This window comes from Paenibacillus xylanexedens, assembly GCF_007676705.1.
Classification (GTDB): Bacteria; Bacillota; Bacilli; order Paenibacillales; family Paenibacillaceae; genus Paenibacillus; species Paenibacillus xylanexedens_C.
Genome location: NZ_VEBF01000003.1, coordinates 89,426 through 110,155 on the forward strand (window position 1 = coordinate 89,426; position 20,730 = coordinate 110,155).

Annotated in this window: 17 protein-coding genes; all 17 read right to left on the reverse strand. The window is 45.6% G+C overall.

Going from position 1 to position 20,730, the window contains the following annotated elements; all coding sequences use genetic code 11:
- Positions 1–51: 51 nt before the first annotated feature.
- Entirely contained in the window at positions 52–1,281 is a 1,230-nt protein-coding gene (gene fliB, locus FS628_RS18390) for a flagellin lysine-N-methylase (RefSeq protein WP_145324359.1), read from the reverse strand.
- A gap of 141 nt (positions 1,282–1,422) precedes the next feature.
- Positions 1,423–2,256 carry a flagellin N-terminal helical domain-containing protein gene (locus FS628_RS18395; RefSeq protein ID WP_145324361.1) on the reverse strand — a complete coding sequence of 278 codons (834 nt, stop codon included), beginning with the start codon at positions 2,254–2,256 and terminating at the stop codon, positions 1,423–1,425.
- A 145-nt stretch (positions 2,257–2,401) separates the two neighbouring features.
- A complete protein-coding gene (gene csrA / locus FS628_RS18400) occupies positions 2,402–2,647 on the reverse strand; it encodes a carbon storage regulator CsrA (protein ID WP_145324363.1) in 246 nt (81 codons plus the stop codon).
- A complete protein-coding gene (locus FS628_RS18405) occupies positions 2,648–3,097 on the reverse strand; it encodes a flagellar assembly protein FliW (protein WP_145324365.1) in 450 nt (149 codons plus the stop codon).
- An 84-nt stretch (positions 3,098–3,181) separates the two neighbouring features.
- Positions 3,182–3,751 (reverse strand): DUF6470 family protein, encoded by a 570-nt coding sequence (locus tag FS628_RS18410; RefSeq protein ID WP_145324367.1) that lies wholly within the window; start codon positions 3,749–3,751, stop codon positions 3,182–3,184.
- A gap of 17 nt (positions 3,752–3,768) precedes the next feature.
- Complete coding sequence (gene flgL, locus FS628_RS18415) at positions 3,769–4,689, reverse strand: flagellar hook-associated protein FlgL (RefSeq protein WP_145324369.1); 921 nt, start codon at positions 4,687–4,689, stop codon at positions 3,769–3,771.
- Between the two features lie 23 nt (positions 4,690–4,712).
- Positions 4,713–6,269 carry a flagellar hook-associated protein FlgK gene (gene flgK / locus FS628_RS18420; protein WP_145324371.1) on the reverse strand — a complete coding sequence of 519 codons (1,557 nt, stop codon included), beginning with the start codon at positions 6,267–6,269 and terminating at the stop codon, positions 4,713–4,715.
- Positions 6,270–6,288: 19 nt separating this feature from the next.
- The gene (locus tag FS628_RS18425; RefSeq protein WP_145324373.1) at positions 6,289–6,792 is read right to left on the reverse strand and encodes a flagellar protein FlgN; all 504 of its coding nucleotides are present in this window, start codon (positions 6,790–6,792) and stop codon (positions 6,289–6,291) included.
- 11 nt (positions 6,793–6,803) lie between these two features.
- On the reverse strand, positions 6,804–7,088 hold the full coding sequence (flgM, locus tag FS628_RS18430; protein ID WP_047840678.1) for a flagellar biosynthesis anti-sigma factor FlgM: 285 nt from the start codon (positions 7,086–7,088) through the stop codon (positions 6,804–6,806).
- Between the two features lie 176 nt (positions 7,089–7,264).
- On the reverse strand, positions 7,265–7,669 hold the full coding sequence (locus FS628_RS18435) for a TIGR03826 family flagellar region protein (RefSeq protein WP_145324375.1): 405 nt from the start codon (positions 7,667–7,669) through the stop codon (positions 7,265–7,267).
- 241 nt (positions 7,670–7,910) lie between these two features.
- A complete protein-coding gene (locus tag FS628_RS18440; protein WP_145324377.1) occupies positions 7,911–8,765 on the reverse strand; it encodes a ComF family protein in 855 nt (284 codons plus the stop codon).
- Between the two features lie 103 nt (positions 8,766–8,868).
- Positions 8,869–10,758 (reverse strand): helicase-related protein, encoded by a 1,890-nt coding sequence (locus FS628_RS18445; protein WP_145324379.1) that lies wholly within the window; start codon positions 10,756–10,758, stop codon positions 8,869–8,871.
- A 444-nt stretch (positions 10,759–11,202) separates the two neighbouring features.
- Positions 11,203–11,580 (reverse strand): hypothetical protein, encoded by a 378-nt coding sequence (locus tag FS628_RS18450; RefSeq protein ID WP_145324381.1) that lies wholly within the window; start codon positions 11,578–11,580, stop codon positions 11,203–11,205.
- 354 nt (positions 11,581–11,934) lie between these two features.
- Positions 11,935–12,657, reverse strand: coding sequence for a response regulator transcription factor (locus tag FS628_RS18455; RefSeq protein ID WP_026081439.1), 723 nt, complete (start codon positions 12,655–12,657; stop codon positions 11,935–11,937).
- A gap of 7 nt (positions 12,658–12,664) precedes the next feature.
- Positions 12,665–13,825 carry a sensor histidine kinase gene (locus tag FS628_RS18460; RefSeq protein ID WP_074092506.1) on the reverse strand — a complete coding sequence of 387 codons (1,161 nt, stop codon included), beginning with the start codon at positions 13,823–13,825 and terminating at the stop codon, positions 12,665–12,667.
- 47 nt (positions 13,826–13,872) lie between these two features.
- Positions 13,873–16,596 (reverse strand): stalk domain-containing protein, encoded by a 2,724-nt coding sequence (locus FS628_RS18465; RefSeq protein WP_145324383.1) that lies wholly within the window; start codon positions 16,594–16,596, stop codon positions 13,873–13,875.
- Between the two features lie 302 nt (positions 16,597–16,898).
- Positions 16,899–20,624: an Ig-like domain-containing protein gene (locus tag FS628_RS18470; RefSeq protein ID WP_186327874.1), complete on the reverse strand. Its 3,726-nt coding sequence runs from the start codon at positions 20,622–20,624 to the stop codon at positions 16,899–16,901.
- Between the last annotated feature and the right edge of the window lie 106 nt (positions 20,625–20,730).

A 20,730-nucleotide genomic window follows, 5' to 3' on the forward strand; every position in this document is an offset into this window, starting at 1 on the left:
GGCAATAAGAAGTGAATGGTTTAGGAATTCCGAAAATTTGCTTTTTTGAAGTTAGTTTTTGATCAATACAGACATGTAAGCCATACTTGTAAAACCGTTCTCTTTTAAGAGATTAAAGATCCCACTTAAAAACAAACTATTATGTTCAACTACTTTAGAAAAAACCTGAATTGTAGCAATTATCGACTCTTGACTAAGACCTTCTTCCGCACCAGCAAGTCCGATAAGATGCAATTTAATAATCGCATAGTGGATGACAAGCAAGACGTAATTGTCGAAGATTTCATCAAAACCAGAAAGAGGGAAAAGATTTTGGTAAACATGGTTGACCAGATAATTTTCCAAAATATATTCGTGTTCTGACATGAAAGGATGATAGTAAGAGTGGAAAGCACGATCATATGCAGCAGCTTTTTCGTCCAAAAGCGAATTTTCAGATGCATCCAATCCTTTTATCACCTTATCATACAGTTCCACGTATCTCTTACTTCCTATACCGTAAACAAATCTTTGCTGAGCAATCTTTTTAATCAATTCCATTTGTACTACCTGTTGCACGGGGATTGCATCAAAAGAATTTTTCAAACTCGAATCATTAAACATAATTTTATAGCTAGAAATCAAATGAGGCACTTCTTTATAGCGACTTGCTTTCATATATTCATCAAGTTTTTTATAAAACATTCCCAAGAAAATCAAACGATTCTGAAGCTCATAATTTCGATCCTGCAAAATCTGTATGGTGAAAATTCTTAAATCCCAGAAATATTCAGCAATTGGATTCGCCTTTTCATTTTGGGTATGCAACACTCTATGACGGCTAGATTCTGCCTCTCCACTTTGAATAATTTGATCAAATTCAATTCCATCAGGATTGAGCAAAGCTAATCTGGCAATTTCAGGACAAGACACTGTTCCTGATTTTTCAAGCCCTTCATCCACTCTATTAATATTCCGTGGATATGTGCTGCAAACTTTAGAAAGATACGATTCTCCTAATTCTAATTGAATCGAGCATAATTTTTTTTCATTTAAAAATGAACAGCTATGATTATCATCCATTTTGAGCTTAGCATATCTAAATTTATTTGGATTTGATCGATTTCTGGAAACAAATTCTTTGAACATAGGAGTTAACTTCGGGTGTTTAACTTTACGATATTTTTGATAGGTTTTTTCATCAATGTCTACGCGCCAGCCGGAACAGCAGCTATCTTCACATGCAGAACCGATACAAGAAAATTTTTGCATATATTGTGCTGAAAGAATAGTTTGAGTCATGTAAAAATTTCTTCCTTTCTTTTGAAGCGTCGTTACTATAACTATCGGAAAAACAAACCTAGCTCATAACCTTTTTTAAAAAATAAAAACAAAAAAGAACCAGAGCTAGATGCTCTGGTTCTTCTAAACAATCTTTTAAAATTAACGAAGCAATTGCAGAACGCCTTGCGGCTGTTGGTTTGCTTGTGCCAACATCGCTTGCGAAGCTTGCGCCAAGATGTTATTTTTGGTTTGTGCCATCATTTCTTTCGCCATATCAACGTCACGAACACGAGATTCAGCAGCAGAGAGGTTTTCCGACGAAGTATTCAAGTTGTTGATTGTGTGCTCCAGACGATTTTGAACGGCACCCAGGTAGCTTCGGCCCGAAGATACGGAAGCGATCTGAGTATCAAGTGTAGTAATCGCAGTATCCGCTCCACCTTGTGTGCTGATGTTTGCAGCTGCGATTGCTGTTTCAATATCATCCAGTTTTACTCCAGCTTTACCCAAATCCAGTTCAATCGATTGAGTAGCATTCGCACCCACTTGGAGCTTCAATACGCCAGCAGTTCCTGCGCTTCCATTCAACAGCTTCATTGTGTTGAATTCTGTCGTATCTTTGATACGTCCGACTTCTTCTGTAAGCTGATCAAATTCATCTTTCAAAGCAGTTCTATCTGCTGTCACGTTTGTATCCGAAGCAGATTGAACTGCCAGTTCTCTTTGGCGTTGCAGGATCGAATGCACTTCGTTCAGTGCGCCTTCAGTTGTTTGGATCAGCGAGATGCCATCTTGTGAGTTCTTGGCAGCCATGTCCAAACCACGAATTTGTCCACGCATTTTTTCGGAAATTGCCAAGCCAGCAGCGTCATCGCCTGCACGGTTGATACGCAGACCCGAAGACAGCTTCTCGATCGACTTGTTAGTGTTGGTTGTGTTTACAGACAGCTGACGGTGTGTGTTCATTGCTGCAATATTGTGGTTGATAATCATTATGGTATTTCCTCCCTGAAATTAAGTTAGTTCCACATCCTTGTGGTAAACGCCGCGACATTAAGGTCGGCCGCCCTGCCGAAGCAGCGTCTATATAATATATCGGCGGAAGGTGAGCAACTGTTTATAGCTAATTGGAATATTTTTAATCTTTTTTGAGTTCTGTATTTCGTAGACGTTCCATAAAGGCTTCAATATTGGCTGCAAGCGGGGTTGCAGACTCCCGATTCGTCTCTTGAATGGATGCATATATTTCCTGCCTGAATATATCAATATGCTTGGGAGCGGAGATTCCAATTCGCACTGTATCTCCCTCTACAGCGAGCACAGTCACTTCAATCTGATCCTGAATGATAATAGACTCGCCTTTTTTACGTGATAATACCAGCATTTACACTCCACCCTTCACTGACTTGGCATCGTCTTCTGCCCAGATCAGATGGCGTGTATCGTAAGAAGACTGATGGAGCACGACTTGTTTCCCTACATGCTGCTCGGGGTTAAGAACTACGGGTGCAAGCAGGTTCATTGTTGATTTGTTCGCCTGCGAATGGATGGTCACCATAGAATACACGGATACTTGCTCTATAATCTCCAGTTCTTCCTTATCTACCTCTCCCAATTCAAAGCAGTAATCTGGTACGAAAGTAAATGGATTTACCAAAAGGAATGCCAGTCCCGGCTCCCTTGTGGATTGTAAATAACTGAACGGCGTATCTTCCCAAGGAACCAATGCAAATTCAGTCTCTTCATCGAACCCAGGTAACCCCTTCGGGAATTGATATACATCTTCGCCCTTGACCTCTACTTCTCCCCACATGCTTGTCTGAATCTTAATCATAAACGCCTCCTTGGCGATAGTTTTTTTGATGCAAAAAAAGCTATAGCAGGCATACGAATGACCGTCTATAGCTTTCATTATAGCTTATAACTCCAGATCTATAGCAGGTGGAGTGAATTGTACAGAAGCATACTGCTTAACATAAATGTCTAACTTGCCACGCTGATACTCAATCTCAGGTTTATTTACGATGACGTTCATCTCAGAGACAGCCGCTTCGAAACGAACACTTGGTGCACGCGTCTCAATGCGTATATCCACGTTATCCATAGAGGCGGGCGTTCTTGTTTCGGGGAAGGGCTTGGACTTCCAATTGGTCCCTATAATATTCGCAATCGTATTGCCTGGCTTGTGTATAGCCGCCAGCTCATTCCCTTGCTGAACACGCTCAGCCATATTTTCCAGAAATAATTTCTCGATCCCTGAGTATATGCGAGCATTCATATCAATCATGTTGCCGCCAGTATAGGCAGAGATTGCTCTGCTCTGATCAACCTCGAAGCGGATCGGATGACTCTCCACGGTCAGTTTCGACGGACGCGTCTTCATCTGAACATCTGCCTTCGGTTGACGAATAGATTGCTGACCCAGATCAGCATCAATATGCAAAATTGAAGGAGTAGTGTGAATTTGTAGGGTGGGAATGGTTTTCAAAAGATCACCCTTCCTATTTATCTAAGGAAATCAACCAAGGACTGAGAAATGATTTTGGCACCAGTAGACAACGAAGCATTATAGATATTTTCCTGAATTTTTGATTGAATAGCTAATTCAGCAAAATCCGCATCCTCTACTTTGGATTGCAAATCTGTCAAGTTAACCTCTAGATCACTTAATCTTCCTTGCATAAGATCAACCCTGTTGGTTTTAGCCCCAACCTCTGCACGAATAGCTAGCATTTTGTCTGTGCGACTGTCAATTGTATCAAGCTGATTAGACAGTTCTTCCAAATTCCCATCTGTAAGTGCTTGACTGATTGTATTGAATATTACAAATAGATTGTCTGTGTCGGTTGAATTCCCAAAAAACTCATTACCAGTTACGTTAATCGGCATTTGTATGCTCTCACCAACAATGAAATTAATCTTGCCAGGGTCGGTTATCACTGCTGCTGCATTGGTTGTATCAAATGAACCATCACCGCTTGTAGGAAAGTCATAAGGTTTTTGATCATAAGTTTCGCCATTGAAAATGTATTTCCCGTTCAGTTTACTGTTTGCAATATCAACGAGTTGTGCCTTAAGTTGCATTACCTCTTCATTAATACTATCCAGTGCAGCTTGTGGGTTGGTTCCAGTCCCTGCCTGCACCGTTAGTTCCCTTAAACGTTCAACTACACTGCCCGCCTGATCCATTACCGTATCATTAAAATCCAACCATGAAATCGTGCTATCCACATTTTTTTGATACTGTTCGTTGGAAGACAGCTCGGCACGATAACGAAGGGAGTATGTAATCCCTACAGGGTCGTCAGACGGTTTATTGATTTTACGGCCTGTGGCCAATTGAGTTTGCGTATTGTTCATCTGCTGCGCATTCCGGTTCAGGTTAAGAATCAACTGTGAGCTAAGCATATTATTTGTTATTCTCATTGTCTTCTAGTCACTCCCTTCTATTATCTGCCTACCGTACCGGTAGAGTTAATCAATTTATCAAGCAATTGGTCATATGTGGTCATAAAACGTGCTGATGCACTATATGCATGCTGGAATTTGATCATGTTAGCCATCTCTTCATCCAGGGAAACACCACTAACCGATTGACGGCGAGTATCTACTTGTTCTACAAGGAACTCCGAATTCGATGTCTGACGTGCCGCCTCCTGAGATTGGACCCCGAGTTGTCCCACAATGGCACTGAACTGAGCACCAACCGTTGCATTACGTAAACCATCAGCAGACTTCATGGGCGTATCTTTCAGATTGGCAAGTAGATTCGCCAGTGTATTATTCCCCTTGATTACAGTCTCTGTGCCTGAGGCATCAGTAGTTGTTCTTAAAGATGTCGCAATCTTATTCGGATCAGACAGAATCGCTGCATTCAAAGAAATATTGCCAGCAGTGATCGCGGTTCCACCATCAGATGATGTGAAAAATGGCAATCCGGGAGAAGTCGTTCCATCCATGCTGTATCCCAATTGATGCAAACCGTTTAAGCCTTTAACCGTAACAGTCAAATCAGCGGTCAGTGTACGTGCAGCTCCAGTATATGTCACTCCATCCAGAACAGTATTATCTGGCAGGACGGAGCCTGCTGGCAGCGTAATCTGCATATCTCCGTTGGCAAGCGTATTAGCTAAGTCATCCATTTGTTTCTGATAATCCGTCACCAACGTGTCTCTGGACTTGATCATGCCATGGACCTCGCCGTTGGTGAGCGTGCCTGCTGTATACGCAGCATTCAGAAAAGCAGGATCTACCGCTACTTGTACTGCCCCGCCTGTGACGAGTGCCTGTCCATTCATCTGAACTTGGTATCCTTGCGGAGAATCTGTAACTGTAACGTTCATGATCTTAGACAACTTGTCTGTCATTAGATCACGTTGGTCACGTAAATCGTTGGCATTATCGCCAAGAGACTCTACTTTCACAATAGCACTATTAAGGTTTGCAATGTTGCCCAGATAGCCCTGAATTTCATTACCTTTCACTGCAATGTTACTGTCCAGATCCTGACTGAGCGCATCCAGTTGGCGGCTAATCTGGTTCATCGCATCTGTTAGCGCCAGAGTCGTTTCTTTCACGATCCGACGTGCTGTAACGTCCTCTGGGTTTTTACTTAGATCTGACCATGATTTGTAGAAGTTATCCATAACAGTGCGAAAACCAGTATTGGATGGTTCGTTTACAATAGCTTCAAGTTTCTCAAGTGTATCTCGTTGAATGGACCAACTTCCGAAGTTGGTATTTTCATTGCGATACTGGTCATCCAGGAATTTTTCACGCACACGGGTAATGGAGTCGAACTCTACCCCTGTACCGAGCTGTCCTGGTGTTGTGCTATGCAGAAATGCGAACGGCTCCATTGGAATGGATGCCTGCATGTTTACTTTTTGTCGTGAATAGCCTTCCGTGTTGGCATTGGCTACGTTATGGCCTGTTGTGCTAAGAGCTGTCGTCTGTGTGAACAAACTGCGTTTAGCCGTTTCGATTGAATGAAATGTAGATGTCACCTGGTTTCCCCCTAATTAATCAGGCACGCGTGTCAAACAGACCGATTCGCCCTGGATTACCGTTCTTATCAGCAGGATGCTGATACGTGGCATCCTGTTCTGGTCGAGAAGCAAAGATGTCCATGGATAGGTCAATAAACATCAATGATTGCTCGATCAGCTTTTGATTCAGTTGATTGATTTCCTTTAACTCCTGCAGTGTTCCCGCCAGCTTCTTCTGGACTTCAAGCAATCGCTGTTTGTCAGCCGGATCAAAAATCAGCTTCGAGATCTCGGTGATATTCAGGTTCAGCATGGACTTGATGCCTCGCTCCTGTAGGAGTTCGTGAACTGCGCTCTGCCGCTCGATCTCCAATGGCTCCTGTTGTTTCATGAATCGAGATTCTTTGTTGAGGAGGGCAATGAGCTCATCCACATCGTTTTTGACAATGACCTGTCTCTTGACCTCGCTGAGTGCCAGCATATCGCGGTGACTTTGTTCCATTTGCTGCAAAACTGCAATCAATCTGTCCAGTGCTGCCATTACGTGATCACCTATTCCTTATCAAAAGACTTAAAATACGGCAGCAGCTTGTCAGCAAGCTTGCTACTATCTACCTGATACGTTCCCGAACTAACCTGTTCTTTCAGTTCCTGTATCCGTTGTATGCGTCCTGCATCCTGTGTACGACTTTGTTCCTCAAGCATCTTCATCGCCTCCGGAGAAATGGATACTTCGTCCTTACGGCGGCTCTTCTTGGCATCAGCCTGCTGATTGGATTCAACGTTCCTTTGATATGAATTGATGGCGCCAATTCTACTCGGTTCATTGATTTTCATTTAAACTGCACTTCCTTCCACATTAGGGTTTTACGACGATATACGTTTTTCTTACTTTATCTTTATGTTATCAAAATGATTAGGATAATAAAAAAAACCGATAATCTTTAATAAGTTTATCGGTACGTTTCAAAACATTTGTTATAGCAAAACATGTATTTGAGCCCTCGCTCCTATTAATCGCGTAGTTTGTCGACAGCATTGTAGGTTCGTCCGCCTACATTGTTGTTATCCTTCTGACCTACTTCACGAGCTGCTCCTGCCAAGTCTTTCGTCAAACGATGACGGCAAGAATCACACATATGACCTTCACGAATCAATGTACCGCATACTTCACAAGGATACATCATATTCGGGGCATTCTCGATGGAAATTCGTCCCTCACGAATGAACTTGGTAATGTTTTTAATTGAAACTTCTGTTGCATCGGATAGTTCCTGTATGTTGGTGCCCTTGTTTTCGCGCAAATAATCTACACAGATCTGATATTCCAGCTCTATTTCCTTAATACAGTTTGAACATACATCTCTAAAATTTAACGCATATAATTTACCACAGCGAGGACAATTACCTAGATTCATCGCTAAAACGCCCCTCTCAAACTTCCATTTCCGAATAGATAATAACTATACATTACCTTATTTTCTCTGATGAAGCCATAGTCTATTTGCAAAACAAAAGAGGGAACAGGATGCATATATACGCAAGCCCACTCATGGCTACTTTAGTTTAAAATATCACTTCTATCTCCTCCCGTTGAACATATTATTCGTGTATCAAGAAGTAAGCATTCCACAAATAGACAACAAGTCCATTTGTTAATTAGGATCTTGCCAGTGTCAGCGTGTAAATCTCGACCGGAATCTCCATTGAGAAGCATCTATTTAGGATAACTCGTCCACAAGCGTCCAAGGTGCTACCTGTTGTATATATATCATCAATCAGCAGTAACTGTATGGGTTTGGCATGTGACATGCCCATCTGTGTTGGCAGATAAGATTCCCTGTACAGTTCTTCAATTAACTGCATGCCATCCGGGTTGATGGAAAAAGCATTCTTCATCGTTTCGATACGCTCACCGCGTGATTTAAAGCTTTGTTTGGTGGTGTTGATCTGGCGCTGCAACAGATCAACGATGGGTAGGCGGCAGGCGGTGGCAAGTCCTGCGGCCAGCCGCTCCGCCTGATTGAAGCCGCGCTCGGCCAGGCGCTCGCTGCTCACGGGAACATAGGTGACCGCGTCAGGCTGCCATTGCGGCTTCTTTTGTTGAGCAGGTGTGGCGGAATGAGCCACGGGGGCTGGGGGTTCTTTTGCCGAAGCAGAATTCTGTTCCTCGCTCATCGCTTGAAAAGCTTGAATCAACAGTGCGGTTAAGAGCGGCGCGTAGCGTTCATGGCCTCTGAATTTGTACATGCTTATCCATTCTTTCATAAGAGGGTTGTATTGTACGGCGCTGCGGTTGGAGATAAAAGAACGGTTTTGCATGTGTGGACGAGCACAGTCCGGGCAACCGACACCCCGACCACAACGCAGGCAGCGGATGGAACGAATCCATGGAATCTGCTTCACACAACGTAGACATATATCTGGATAGAGTGGAGAAAGGATCGCCCGAGTGCCACATGTCAGACAAGTCGCACCCGGTGGGGCGAGCAGTTGGTGAAGGCGCTGAGTCAAGTACTGCGCGTGATCGGTGATGTCACTGAGCCAGTTGAACATTAGGATGCAAACCTCCAGTCTGGTGAATGTAAAATATGGATATAAACTTGGTAGATGACGATTATCTTTGGGATGGCGAATGCAGATAGCCTTTGCGACGAGCGATAGCGTTCATTTTCCGAATCTGTGCAACGGCCTTCACCTGAGAACGTGTCCGACGAGACGATGCAAAAACCACTCTACCCGCCGGATCATCCTTGGAACGCCCTGCTCTGCCCGCCATCTGAACCAGCGATGCCTCATCAAAGAGACCATTGTCTGCATCCAATATAAAGACATCGCTTCGCGGAATGGTTACGCCACGCTCCAGAATTGTGGTGGTTACGAGCAGACGAATTATACGTTCACGAAAGGCTGTAACTTTACTAGCGCGATCGGGGTCCTGAGATGAAGTTCCTTCGATATGAATTCCGGGAAAGGTACGACGCATCAGGTTCACAAACGCCTCAATCTGGGCAATGCGTGTTACAAAGACAAATACCTGGGCGTCACGCTGCAATGAAATTTGAATGTTAGTCTTCAAGGCAGAAGGAAGATTTCGTTTCTTAATACATTCAGCAACGGTAACCATCTTGATCAATCTTGGCACGGGCAAAGGATGACGGTGGAAACGTACTGGAACTTTGGCATGATTGAGTTTCCCCTGTGCTGCTTCCCTTTGGAGCCGAGCAGGCGGTGTGGCAGATAGATAAACGAAATTCCCCTCCGGTTTACAGGAGGATGCCGCCGCGTGAGCGAGCATAGGATCGTTGTGATAGGGGAAAGCATCCAGTTCGTCGATGATAACGAGATCGAACCCCTGATAAAAACGCATCAATTGATGTGTAGTGGCAAGCGTGAGCTGAGCGTCTTTCCAGCGTTCGTCACTGCCTCCGTAAAGGGTAGCGAGTGAGGTATCCGGGAAAGCCTTCGCCAGACGCGGAGCCAGTTCCAGCACCACGTCCCTGCGCGGCGTAGCGACCAGAGCTCGTCCGCCACGATCCATTGTATGTTGGAGCAGTGGGAAAATCATTTCGGTCTTGCCGGCCCCAGTCACGGCCCAGAGCAAAAACCGCCCCGGCCCATCCCCTGCGGGTGGCCGGGCCAAAAACGCGAGCGCCGCGGCTGCTGCCGCGCTCTGCGCTGCGCTAAGCCCCCACCGGGCAAGCCTGCCGCCGGTGGGGGCCAAGGCCGTGCCACGCGGTGCTTCGCCGCGTCGTGGCACGGCCCCTTGCGCTGCACTGCGTAGCAGCAGCGCACAAGCACGGCTGCGCCCCAGCGCGAGGCAAGCCTCGCAGTAGGCGCACGCCGCCAGGCCGCAGGCAGCGCAGGGCACGCGCTGCCTGGCTTCGCTGCCACAACGGTGGCAGCGGGGCGCGCTCCGCGCGCGTCCAAGCCACGCGTGCCGACGGCGCGTGGCAGGCCCTTCGAGGGCGGCTGTGATGCTCAGCCGCCCATGCAAGCGCGCGAGCTGTGCAGCCGCGCGCCACTCCCCTGGCGGCTGGGCGGTATCCGCCAGCAACGCCTCCGCCTCGGCCGCCAGTAATTGGCGGCCGCTGATCCGCTCAGCCAGCAGGGCCGCGTCCCGCTCCAGCTGAGCCCACTGCCCGGCGGGATACGTCTCTGGCATCCCGCCTACCTGAATGCCACGCACAGCGGCACTCCCCGCTTTGCCCGCTGTAGCTTTCCTAGCCTCTGTTTCCCCTGAGGCCAGTTCATACACATCCAGCTTCCGCGCAAGATAACTCTGCCATTCGCGCTCGCCCCACTGATCCATGCCCCGCTCCATCTCAAAATGTTCAACCAACCAAGATGCCTGACTTAACGGCAACGCTGGATCCAACAACAACCAGCGCAGCACATGTCGCCCACTTCCCCCTTCTAGCCACCAAGCCACATCCACTCGAACATCGAGAGACAAGATCATCCTCCACCCTTCCCGTACACGGCATACATATAAGGCAACTTTCATTTACTCTCCTCCCCCATCGCACATTTTCCGAACGCAAAAAAGCACATGCCAACCCGGCTGTTCGCCGGAGCATGTGCTTCATGTCCATATTCAATCTTCATACGATCAATCTACTTATCACTATACCAATTGATTCTCTACATCACAAGATTAGTCATGCATCATATAAATTCTTCTAATAACCAGAATCTTTCTTTAAAATTGCGAAACTTTTTCCAGTCTGCTTCGTCTATACTTTTAAATTAAGAGTTCTGACTTCGAAAAGCTTATTTCTTTGATCAAGAATTCACCACACCCAGACAATAACCATAGATTGCATAAAAACCCATTTTTAATTTAAAAGCAGACTTGGCTACAATTACAAAAAAAAGACTACAGCTTCTGCTGTAATCTTTTCACTGTAGATCTGAGAAATACCCATCCAATTTTCGTTCACACCCAGATTTATTGCTTTGGCTCACGCAAATCAATCAAGCGAAACGTGTGATCGGTCTGTGCTACCCGTTCAATATCAGCAGGGACAGCAGGCAGATAAGATGTCTCCATTCCTTGCCTTTGCATAAGCTTTTCAATAATCGTAATCGTTTCCGTTTCTGTACGATCAGCGACAACTGTTAATCTGAAGCTCTTTCCACGGTATAACAATTCCCGGCAAAGTGCTCTAACAGTGCCTTCGATCCGTCCTGCCTGATTGGAAGGGATGAGCAGGATCTGCTCGAAGCCTTCAGATTCCGGACGGGAAAGATGGCGCTGGTGCATGGCATGAACGGCCATTGCCGCCAGGAAGTATATGAGCAGAATCATAGTCAGATGAGCAACCATGGCAACTGCACCTCCTCGGAAGGTCATGCTCACCCATGGCGAACATCCCTGTATACAGCAGTATATGCTGTACTTTCTGAAGGGTTACACTTGCAACTCCTATCACTCATATTCCATTCTGATCGACACCGGACGAAGAAAGACAGGCCAGGTCATTCATTCACGCCTAAGCTTGAACATATGTTCCGTACAACTTTACACTTTGCTCATTCACAGCGATAAAGTCCATTAACCCGCAGACCAATCCAACATTCTGGAAAGGGCGCGAGTGTACACCAATCTATACTTCATCAGGTTGAATCAACCAATGGACTGACTTCCGATAAGAATATTACTTTAAGAAAAAATAAGGTATTAGAGCGTAACCCAACCATATTTAATCGAATTGATTACAGCTTGTGTACGGTCGTCCACTTCCATCTTCTGCAGAATACTGCTGACATGGTTTTTTACCGTTTTTTCACTGATGAACAGGAATTCACCAATCATTTTGTTGCTCTTACCTTCTGCCATCAAGCGCAGTACTTCAGCCTCACGACGTGTGAGCGGGTTGTTGTCGCCAGCGACAAATTTAACGCCTGCTTCCTTCGAAGCTCCTTCACTCATTGCCCCTGTTTCATTAAGATACGTCATACGACGCAGCTGCATGATCAGTTTGCCGGTTACTTTCGGATGAATGAACGCATGTCCTTCATGCACGGAACGAATCGCATTGATCAGAGACTCGGCCTCCATATCCTTCAACAAGTATCCGTTAGCCCCTTTACGAAGCGTCTCAAATACATAACTTTCATCATCATGAATGGACAAGATAATCACTTTGACATCAGGGAACAGCTCACGCAATTTCTCCGTTGCCTCAACCCCATTTTCGATCGGCATGTTAATATCCATCAATACGATATCAGGCTTATCCTGATTGCAGAATTCGAGCACTTGGATACCATCGCCGCACTCGCCGATGACCTCAATGTCGTCCTCCATATTTAAAATGCGTTTCAGTCCCTCACGGAACAGCTGATGATCATCAGCCAAAAGAACTTTAATTGATGCTTTACCAGTATCACGGTTTTCCATCATCCTGCTACTCCTTCCCCTTATCCACGTTTGTCGGGATATGAATTACTATTTTGGTTCCTTGATTTTCTCCGGATTCAATCTCTATTCTTCCTTCTAACAGTTCAACCCGTTCTCTCATCCCAATCAGACCGAAGTGGGTATGATCCTTGCTTTTCTTCGCAAGAAGCTCCGGTTTGAACCCAAGCCCATTGTCCTGAACGACAATTTTGACGAGCTGAGCCTGATATGTAATTTCCACTACAACATATGTGGGATAAGCATGCTTTGCAGCATTCGACAGACCTTCCTGCACGAGGCGGTAGATTGCAGCCTCCATGGCTGAAGATAAACGATGTTCCTTGCCTCTTGTTTCAAAAAGCGACCGGATTTTCGTTTTTACTTCAAAATCCTGCACGTACTTCCGAAGCGTTGGAATCAGTCCCAGATCATCCAGTGCCATAGGACGCAGATTGAAAATTACTTTTCTCATTTCTTCAAGACTGGAACGAACCTGGCCTTTCAAATCTACTATTTCGGCCTGGACCATCTTAAAATCCTGCTTAATGAGCATTCTTTCTACAATTTCCGTCCTAAGCACTAGATTGGCGAGCATCTGCGCAGGGCCGTCATGAATCTCACGAGCAATGCGTTTCCGCTCTTCTTCCTGGGCCAAAATTATTTTCAAACCAATCATTTGTCGATTTTTGGCAGATTCGATGATCCGGGTCACTTGACCCAGTTCACCTGACAGGTACTCGAGTACAACACCCATCTGCGAACCGATGGTCTCGGCACGCTCCACAGAAGCTTCCACATTTTTGGCACGCTTCTGCAGATCATCCCGACGGGCCTTCAGATACATTTCCTTCTCACGATAAATCATCAGATCCAGCTGCAGCTGTGTTGCTTTCTCATACGCCTGCTTGATATCATGCTCGGAATAACGGACAAAGTCACGGCTAACCTCCGTCAGCCGGATCCGGGAACGACGGTAGTTCAGCTCCAATTGATCTACTTTCTCGATCGTTTCCGCCGTCTCCTTCAGCACCGACTTTAACTCCTCGTTGAGTGTTTTCAGCTCATCGCGAGTCGCGTCCATAATTTCGAACATTTGATATTTGCTGTTTTCCATGACTTGTATGGCGTTTTTAATGACGCGGTCTATGGCATCGGCTTGTAAATCCACGTTTGTTCGACTCCATTTCTATCGTTTCCGGTATATATCATACCATATCACGATGAGATGGTAACGGTCTTCGTTTTCTGTTCCCATTTTACAGTCAGACCAAGTTGCTCGGAAACGAGTCTAAGCGGGACTAAAGTCCTACCACCCGTTACGTATGGTGCAACAGTTGCGCTCTGTCTTTTACCATTTAGAATGAATTCTTTCTGCCCTACAACCAGATCAATCAGCTTGCCACCACGCAATACCGTGATCCGCTGATTTTTGCTATCCCAGCTTGCCTGACCACCAAAAGCATCCAAAACATGTTTGATTGGCACATACGTGGTACCATTTTTCAGGACTGGTGCTGCGTCAATCGCTTTTTTCGTTCCATTCACCGTCATCGATTTCTGTCCAAGCACAAGCGAAGCTGTACCCGTAGGCAATCCGACTTCACTGGACTTGGAAGGCATCGTGAATGCGATGTTGTCAAAAGCAACCGTACCTGATTTCGCCCGCTCATCCTGACCTTCTTCCACATTCACCACATAGATCCGCTTCAGCTTCGCCGGATAGGCGATGTTCAGTCCGTTCAGGTCCACGCTCAGCTTCTTCCACCCGTTCCAGTCAATCGCCTTGGCGAGATCGGCATATACCGTTTTGCCATTGGCATCCGTGAATTCGGCACGCAGCCAGTTCAGGCTCTTATCTCCCATAACATCCATCGACATCGATGTAGCTGCAGCAGATACCTCTCTACCGGTAGAGCCATTCAGTTGTGCATAAGCATACATTTTTCCTGTTCCAGCAGTCATATCATAACCGAGTTGCAGTACATTGGAGCCGGCTTTCTCATCTGTTCCTGCTGTAACGGTTGCCGTACCCGTTACACCCGCTGCGTTCGTCGTGAAGTTGATCGGATAATTCACATTCTCGAAGTTCTCCCAGATCGTTTCGCTGGCAGATGCCGAGAGTACTACGACTGTGCTGTAACCATCATAGCGACCAATGGCATATCCCACTTGTGCACCAGAATCGACTGAAGATACGGTTAATTGGTCAGCAGTCACTTTACCTTTGAACCCGATAAATTCCCATGTCAGCGAGTCTGCCGGAACCGTTACACTTTGTCCGCTCTTCGTCGTTGCCGTTACCGGAATCGACATCGTTGTGCCCGCTTTGAGCGAACCGAGGCCCGATCCTGCTGTCAGGGAAGCCAATTCACTTCCACCCAGTACCGATACTTTAATGGAGGATGAAGCTCCATTGCTCGTTGCCGTCAGGGTTGCTGTACCCGGCTTCACGCCTTTAATCGTTCCGTTGCTGACACTCACGATACCGTTGTTGCTGGACTTCCAGGACATGCTGATATCGCCTGTTGCGATCGGGTTGTAGTAGGTGTCATATCCTTTGGCTGTGTACTTGCCCTCTTGTCCCACCAGCAACGTTTGGCTGCCACTCACAGCAAAGCCCTTCAGTTTACCTGCAGGAGCCGTAGAGAACACACCCAGCGTGTTTACAACCTGACGTTGCTCGGTGCCATACTCTGTATTGAACGTCAGACCGGCGGTTTGCTCACCCAACGGACGTGTCACCATTGTTGTGGAGCCGCCTCCGTCCAGGTTCATGCCTTTCCAGACACCCACACTGGTCATAAAGGATTGTAGTTCCGTCAGCGACATACCGCTGCTGTTACTGTTTTTCTCCGCTGCAATGATGTAGACATACCGACCATCCTGGGAGTATCCTACTGCCGTTCTTGCACGAATGCCACCGATGCCGGAAGATGCGATATCACGGGAAAAGGATGCTGCCTTTCCACCGTTCACAAGAATCGTATGACCGCCAATCATCATCTCCAGATTACTTGGATCAACCGATTGCCCGGTTGTTTTGGCTTTCAGCTTGTAATCGGCATCCAAGGTTTCCCCAACAGATAGATGGCTCATGATCCATGTCGCCGCTGTTCCATGCGCGCGCAAAATGTACCCATCCTTCGGCACCGTCATGTTTAGCGCTTTTTTATCCGAGATTTGGGTAATTACTCCGTTCTGTACTAGAACCTCTGTTGGCGTTGTGGAAGGGTCATTCGGACGTTTGGTGGACGTCCAGGCGGGTGTATAAATATACATCGAGTTGGCATGACTATATTTCACCGCACCCGACTCTACCGTATAATCCTCTTTATTTATCCCACGCAAAGCAAAGGTTGAACCATCCTGCGCCTTCACAGTTCCGTCAAAGGAATACTCATCGATCATCGGTTTGCCATCCTTGGTCACCGTGAGGGCATACATGCCCGATAGTACAGAAGGTGTGGAGACCAGCACGCCATCGGAGACCTGTCCACCAATCGGCGCGAGCTCCCCGGAAACATTGAAGTAATCGCCATTCACAGCAGCTACTGCACCATTTTCCTTAGCCATGGCACCTGTGCTCTGTTTGCTGTTCAGATTACCGCCCTTGCCTGTCATCACATCCAGCTTCACATATGGGTTCTGCAGATCCACCTGGATTACATCCGCCAATACGTTGACCTTGGAACCGGAACGTGTTGTTGTATATCTGTATTTCATGAGCTTCGCACCCGAAGTCAGAATTTCTTCACTCAACTTGCTTGTACTCGTAGATGCCGCTGCGGCCACCGATTGCCACGAAGTGCCTGACCACATCTGCCCGCCTGCACTCATCACCGGCGCAATCCAGATAACACCCGCCAGCGTCACAATCGCCCATTTCTTCACCTTACTGCCCTTAACGTCTTCCAGCTGTTTCCCATGTTTCCCCAGCATGTCTGAAACGTCTCTCCCATCTTGTATATCAATCTTAGACATCACGAACACTGCCAAGTAGGCAGCAGATAGCGAGATCTCTAGTATACTCTTCTATTAATAGACTGCTTTTTGTGGAAAAAGTTACGTTTGTCCCCTATATTAGCATGCATAGATTATGAAAATAGCACACTTTCATATCTCGGATGTAATTTTTTCAGTTATTCATATGAAGTTCATATAAAAAGAAGCACATCAGCGGATTACTCTGGCTGATGTGCTTCTTTGATAACTAACAATAATTATGTCTTTAAGATTATCGGTTACAGATAACCAATTCTATTTAGCATACGTTTTAGCATGACTGCCGCTTGTGCTTTTGTTGCATGTGCCAGCGGCTTAAATTCAGTATCCGACACACCATTAATAATTTCTGTCTGTACTGCTTTAGCAACAATGTCCTTGGATTTAATAGATTTCTTATCCTTGAATTTAGATAAGGTATCCTCAACTGACAGTTGAAGGGTTGCTGTTTGCCCAGCGTAATTCATTGCTCTCATCAACATAATGGCCATTTGTTCCCGGGTGATGAATCTATTGGGTTGGAATTTATTATCGCCAACACCCTCAATAATTTTCGCCTCCACTGCAGCGCCTATATATGCATAGGTTGAACTGTTTGCATTCAAATCTCGGAACTGTTGTGCAGCTGCACGATTGCCTTTTAGCCCTAATCCTTTGGCAATCAACTCAGCAAACTCTGCTCTAGTGATTTTCATATCTGGCTTAAATACAGTAAGGTTATCAGCACTTATGATCCACTTGGAGGCCAACTCTGTAATAGCATCTCGTGCCCATGGTTTTGCATTCGGGAAGCTTACCAAATGAGTCACGGGGGCTACGATCTGATTACCGTTTAATTTACCTCTAGCAACCATTCCAGATGTTGTAGTTCTGAAAGTTGTTGGTACATAGGATAACGTCTGTGTGTTCGAATCCACAGCAGTGAATCCGGATAAGACTGTTGACGTGTTTCCAGGAAGTTGCATCCAAAACTGACTTTTGATATTCTGTTCTACAGTTTGCCCGGTATTTCCGTTATAGAGCTCAATATGAACTTCTGTCACGTTAGCCAGTCGCTGAGCGTTCGAACTTGTTAACATATACTCTAACGTTCCTAAGGAGAATATAGGAAGAGCCTCTAACTGCACATATAATATGGCAGTACCAGGGGCTGTTGTTATCCCTGCACTTTGTCCCATAGCCACAACTTCCAGTTGCGACAAGGGCACAAGCCAGACACTATCACTATATTTAATGCCAAATGAACCAGTGCGATAAGTTGCAGCTATCCGAGAGAGCGTATGGAACGGGATTCCCACAGATGCTGTTGCTTCACTCTCTGGAACTTCGAACATGACGGGTTGGTTTAGTTTCCCGCTTGAATACGCATATTCAAATGCTTGGGCAAGCTTGGTCTCATCAATGGTAAACTGCCGTGTTGGACGATTGTTCCGTGAAGTTATAGTTTCGACAGCAGCTGTATCACTTTTCATAATGTACATTGATTGTCCAAAACCGGATTCAGCTGCACCTACTTCACTAATCCATGAGGGACGGCCCTCCAATGGAGCAGTGGGTGTGGTTGTAACTGTATCTACCTCTTTTATTTGCAATGTTAGTGGACCAAAAGCCGCTACTTCAGTATTAAGAGCATCCCGAAGCGAAACTGCACCCGGTGTATAACTAACGATTCCTGTTTGTCCTGCAGATGCAGAAGTGGGCAACTTTAAAGTAACAACTGAGCCGGATGCCGATGCGGAGCTAACAGCTACGTTATTGCTGCCAATCTGTACTCTGAACTGAGCTGGACTTAATGCAGATTCTGCCTTTAAAGCATTACGGAAGTTAATAAGTATCGTGTCTCCTTGTAACACACCAGACAGGATCGTTCCATTTCCATATGTGTAGGTCACGGGGGTTAAATTCAAGTATCCTGCCGGGTTTCCGTTTAGGTCTGTTAGACGGCTCGTTCCAGGAACGTAAGATAGTGTCACGGTCTGTGTATCAGTGACAGACGAGGCCAATGCCAGTGTCACGAGATCATCTTCAATTTCCGAATCATTGACAAATACAGCTTTCCCGTCTACCAGTACCGAATACTGACTTTTCAAAGGTTTATTTGATTTACTTAGCGGTTCGTTGTAGCGAATCCACAGTTTATTGCCGCTGACCTCAGCGTTTTGGAACTCTGGGTTCTTCGTATCAATACTATTACGAACGTAAAATTCGCTAAATCCGGCAAGCGCTTGACCGCGACTATCCTTTACAGCCCATTCACTCGGCTGATAGGATACACGGACGACTTCACCATTCGTAATCGAACGACTAAGGTTCAGGGTGACAAGTGAACTGTTATTGGTAGAAATGCTACTTACACCCACAGAAGTTCCATCTGCAGTCACGCTGAATTGTTTGTATGCTTCACTAGAGTTAATATATACGGTCTCAGGATAATAGAGATTGAGCGTACTGTTATAGACGCTGCCTTCTCTAGGTTTGGACATGATTGATTCCAAACTATTTTCCACATCTCTGGCTCCGAAGGCAGCTGCCGAATTCATAGATAAATCCTGAATTTTGCGCGTTGATGATCCAGGGGAGTATCCAATGCGAACCACTTGTCCTACTGCTACACCTGTATCTAGAACTACGTAAACACTATCTCCAGACACATAAGACGTAGATACACTACGTGACTCCCCATTAACAGTAACGGAGAAACTGGATGGCAGAGGATCAAGACTTGAGAGCAATTTATCATAGGTCAGACGAATGATGGTATTACTGTACATTTTGGAGGTTTTGAGAACAGGAGCAGTTCGATCTAACGTTAGTGTACGGAATGTCCACGATGTGGCTCCGTTAAGTCCTGTATACAGATTACCTGATTTGTCTCGCAACACTCCTCCTGGAATATCCACGGTATAGCTTGTATTGCTAGTTAGACTACTCAATGGGATAATTCGCAGCTGTCGATGATTCGAGCTATTGACAGACGTAGATGTTGTTATTACTGCTCCACTCGCATTTCTCAGCGTTACTGATCCAGGATAGCGAGGATCCAGCTCTTTATTGAACGTCACTGCCAGTTCTCCTGTCAGTGCGACTCCACTCGCTCCGTTAGATGGTGATAGAGAAGATACAATTAAGGAAGTAGGATCAGATTGAAAAACTGTAAAGTTCCATCCATTTATTCCAGTTCCAGAGACATCATTCCCTGCCTTATCTCTTAAAGCTCCTTGATCTATGTTAACTGAGTATGTAGCATTATTAGAAAAACTTTTTACAGGATCAATCGTAAGCGTATTTCCGCTTATCACAACACGAGACTGTGGTAGAGTCATGTCATACCTCTCAAACTCAACACCGCCTTCGTAAATCACAATTCCCCCCACACCAACATCAATTGGATTGCTAAAAGTTACTTGTAAATTTGAATCGCGAGTAACTGAAACTGCTCCGTTGGTTGGAAATAAAGAATTTATAGTCGTAGCCCCTAGTCCCAAGGTATAGAATGACCAAGCTTCTTCATTTAAGCCATCAAAAGGCTCATTATCTCCGTATTCAAAGGATTTCGCTCCGATTCGAATGGCGTAGTGCCCACCTTTTAATGCTTCGTTCAACTGAAAATTAATGATTTTTCCTACACCCGGGATATCAGCGGAATCGGCTAAAACATTTACTGCAGAATTCACAGGAACTTCTGCAACCAGCTTGTTCTCCGGTAATCTGTATATGGATATGTTTTCCTGCGTACCTGCAACCTTTCTTACCGGCTTCTGGAAGACAAGACTAAACGGTAATGTACTGTCAACGTTTATGGCGCCTAACGCTGGAACAGACGACTCTATTCCTAATCCAGTTAAATCATTATCCGCATACGCTTTGCTTTCTTTCCACCCCATACCGCTATACCAACCTTGCGTAGTCAATAATACAATTAACAATCCGATGATCCCTTTACGGATCAATCCTTTTATACTCACCTTTCGTTCCTCCTCATCCAGATTCAACTGTTTATTCCATGTATAGACCTCTTTATGTATTTCGGCAAAAAGGAAATATTTGATTAGCGAATAGTTATAATATGTA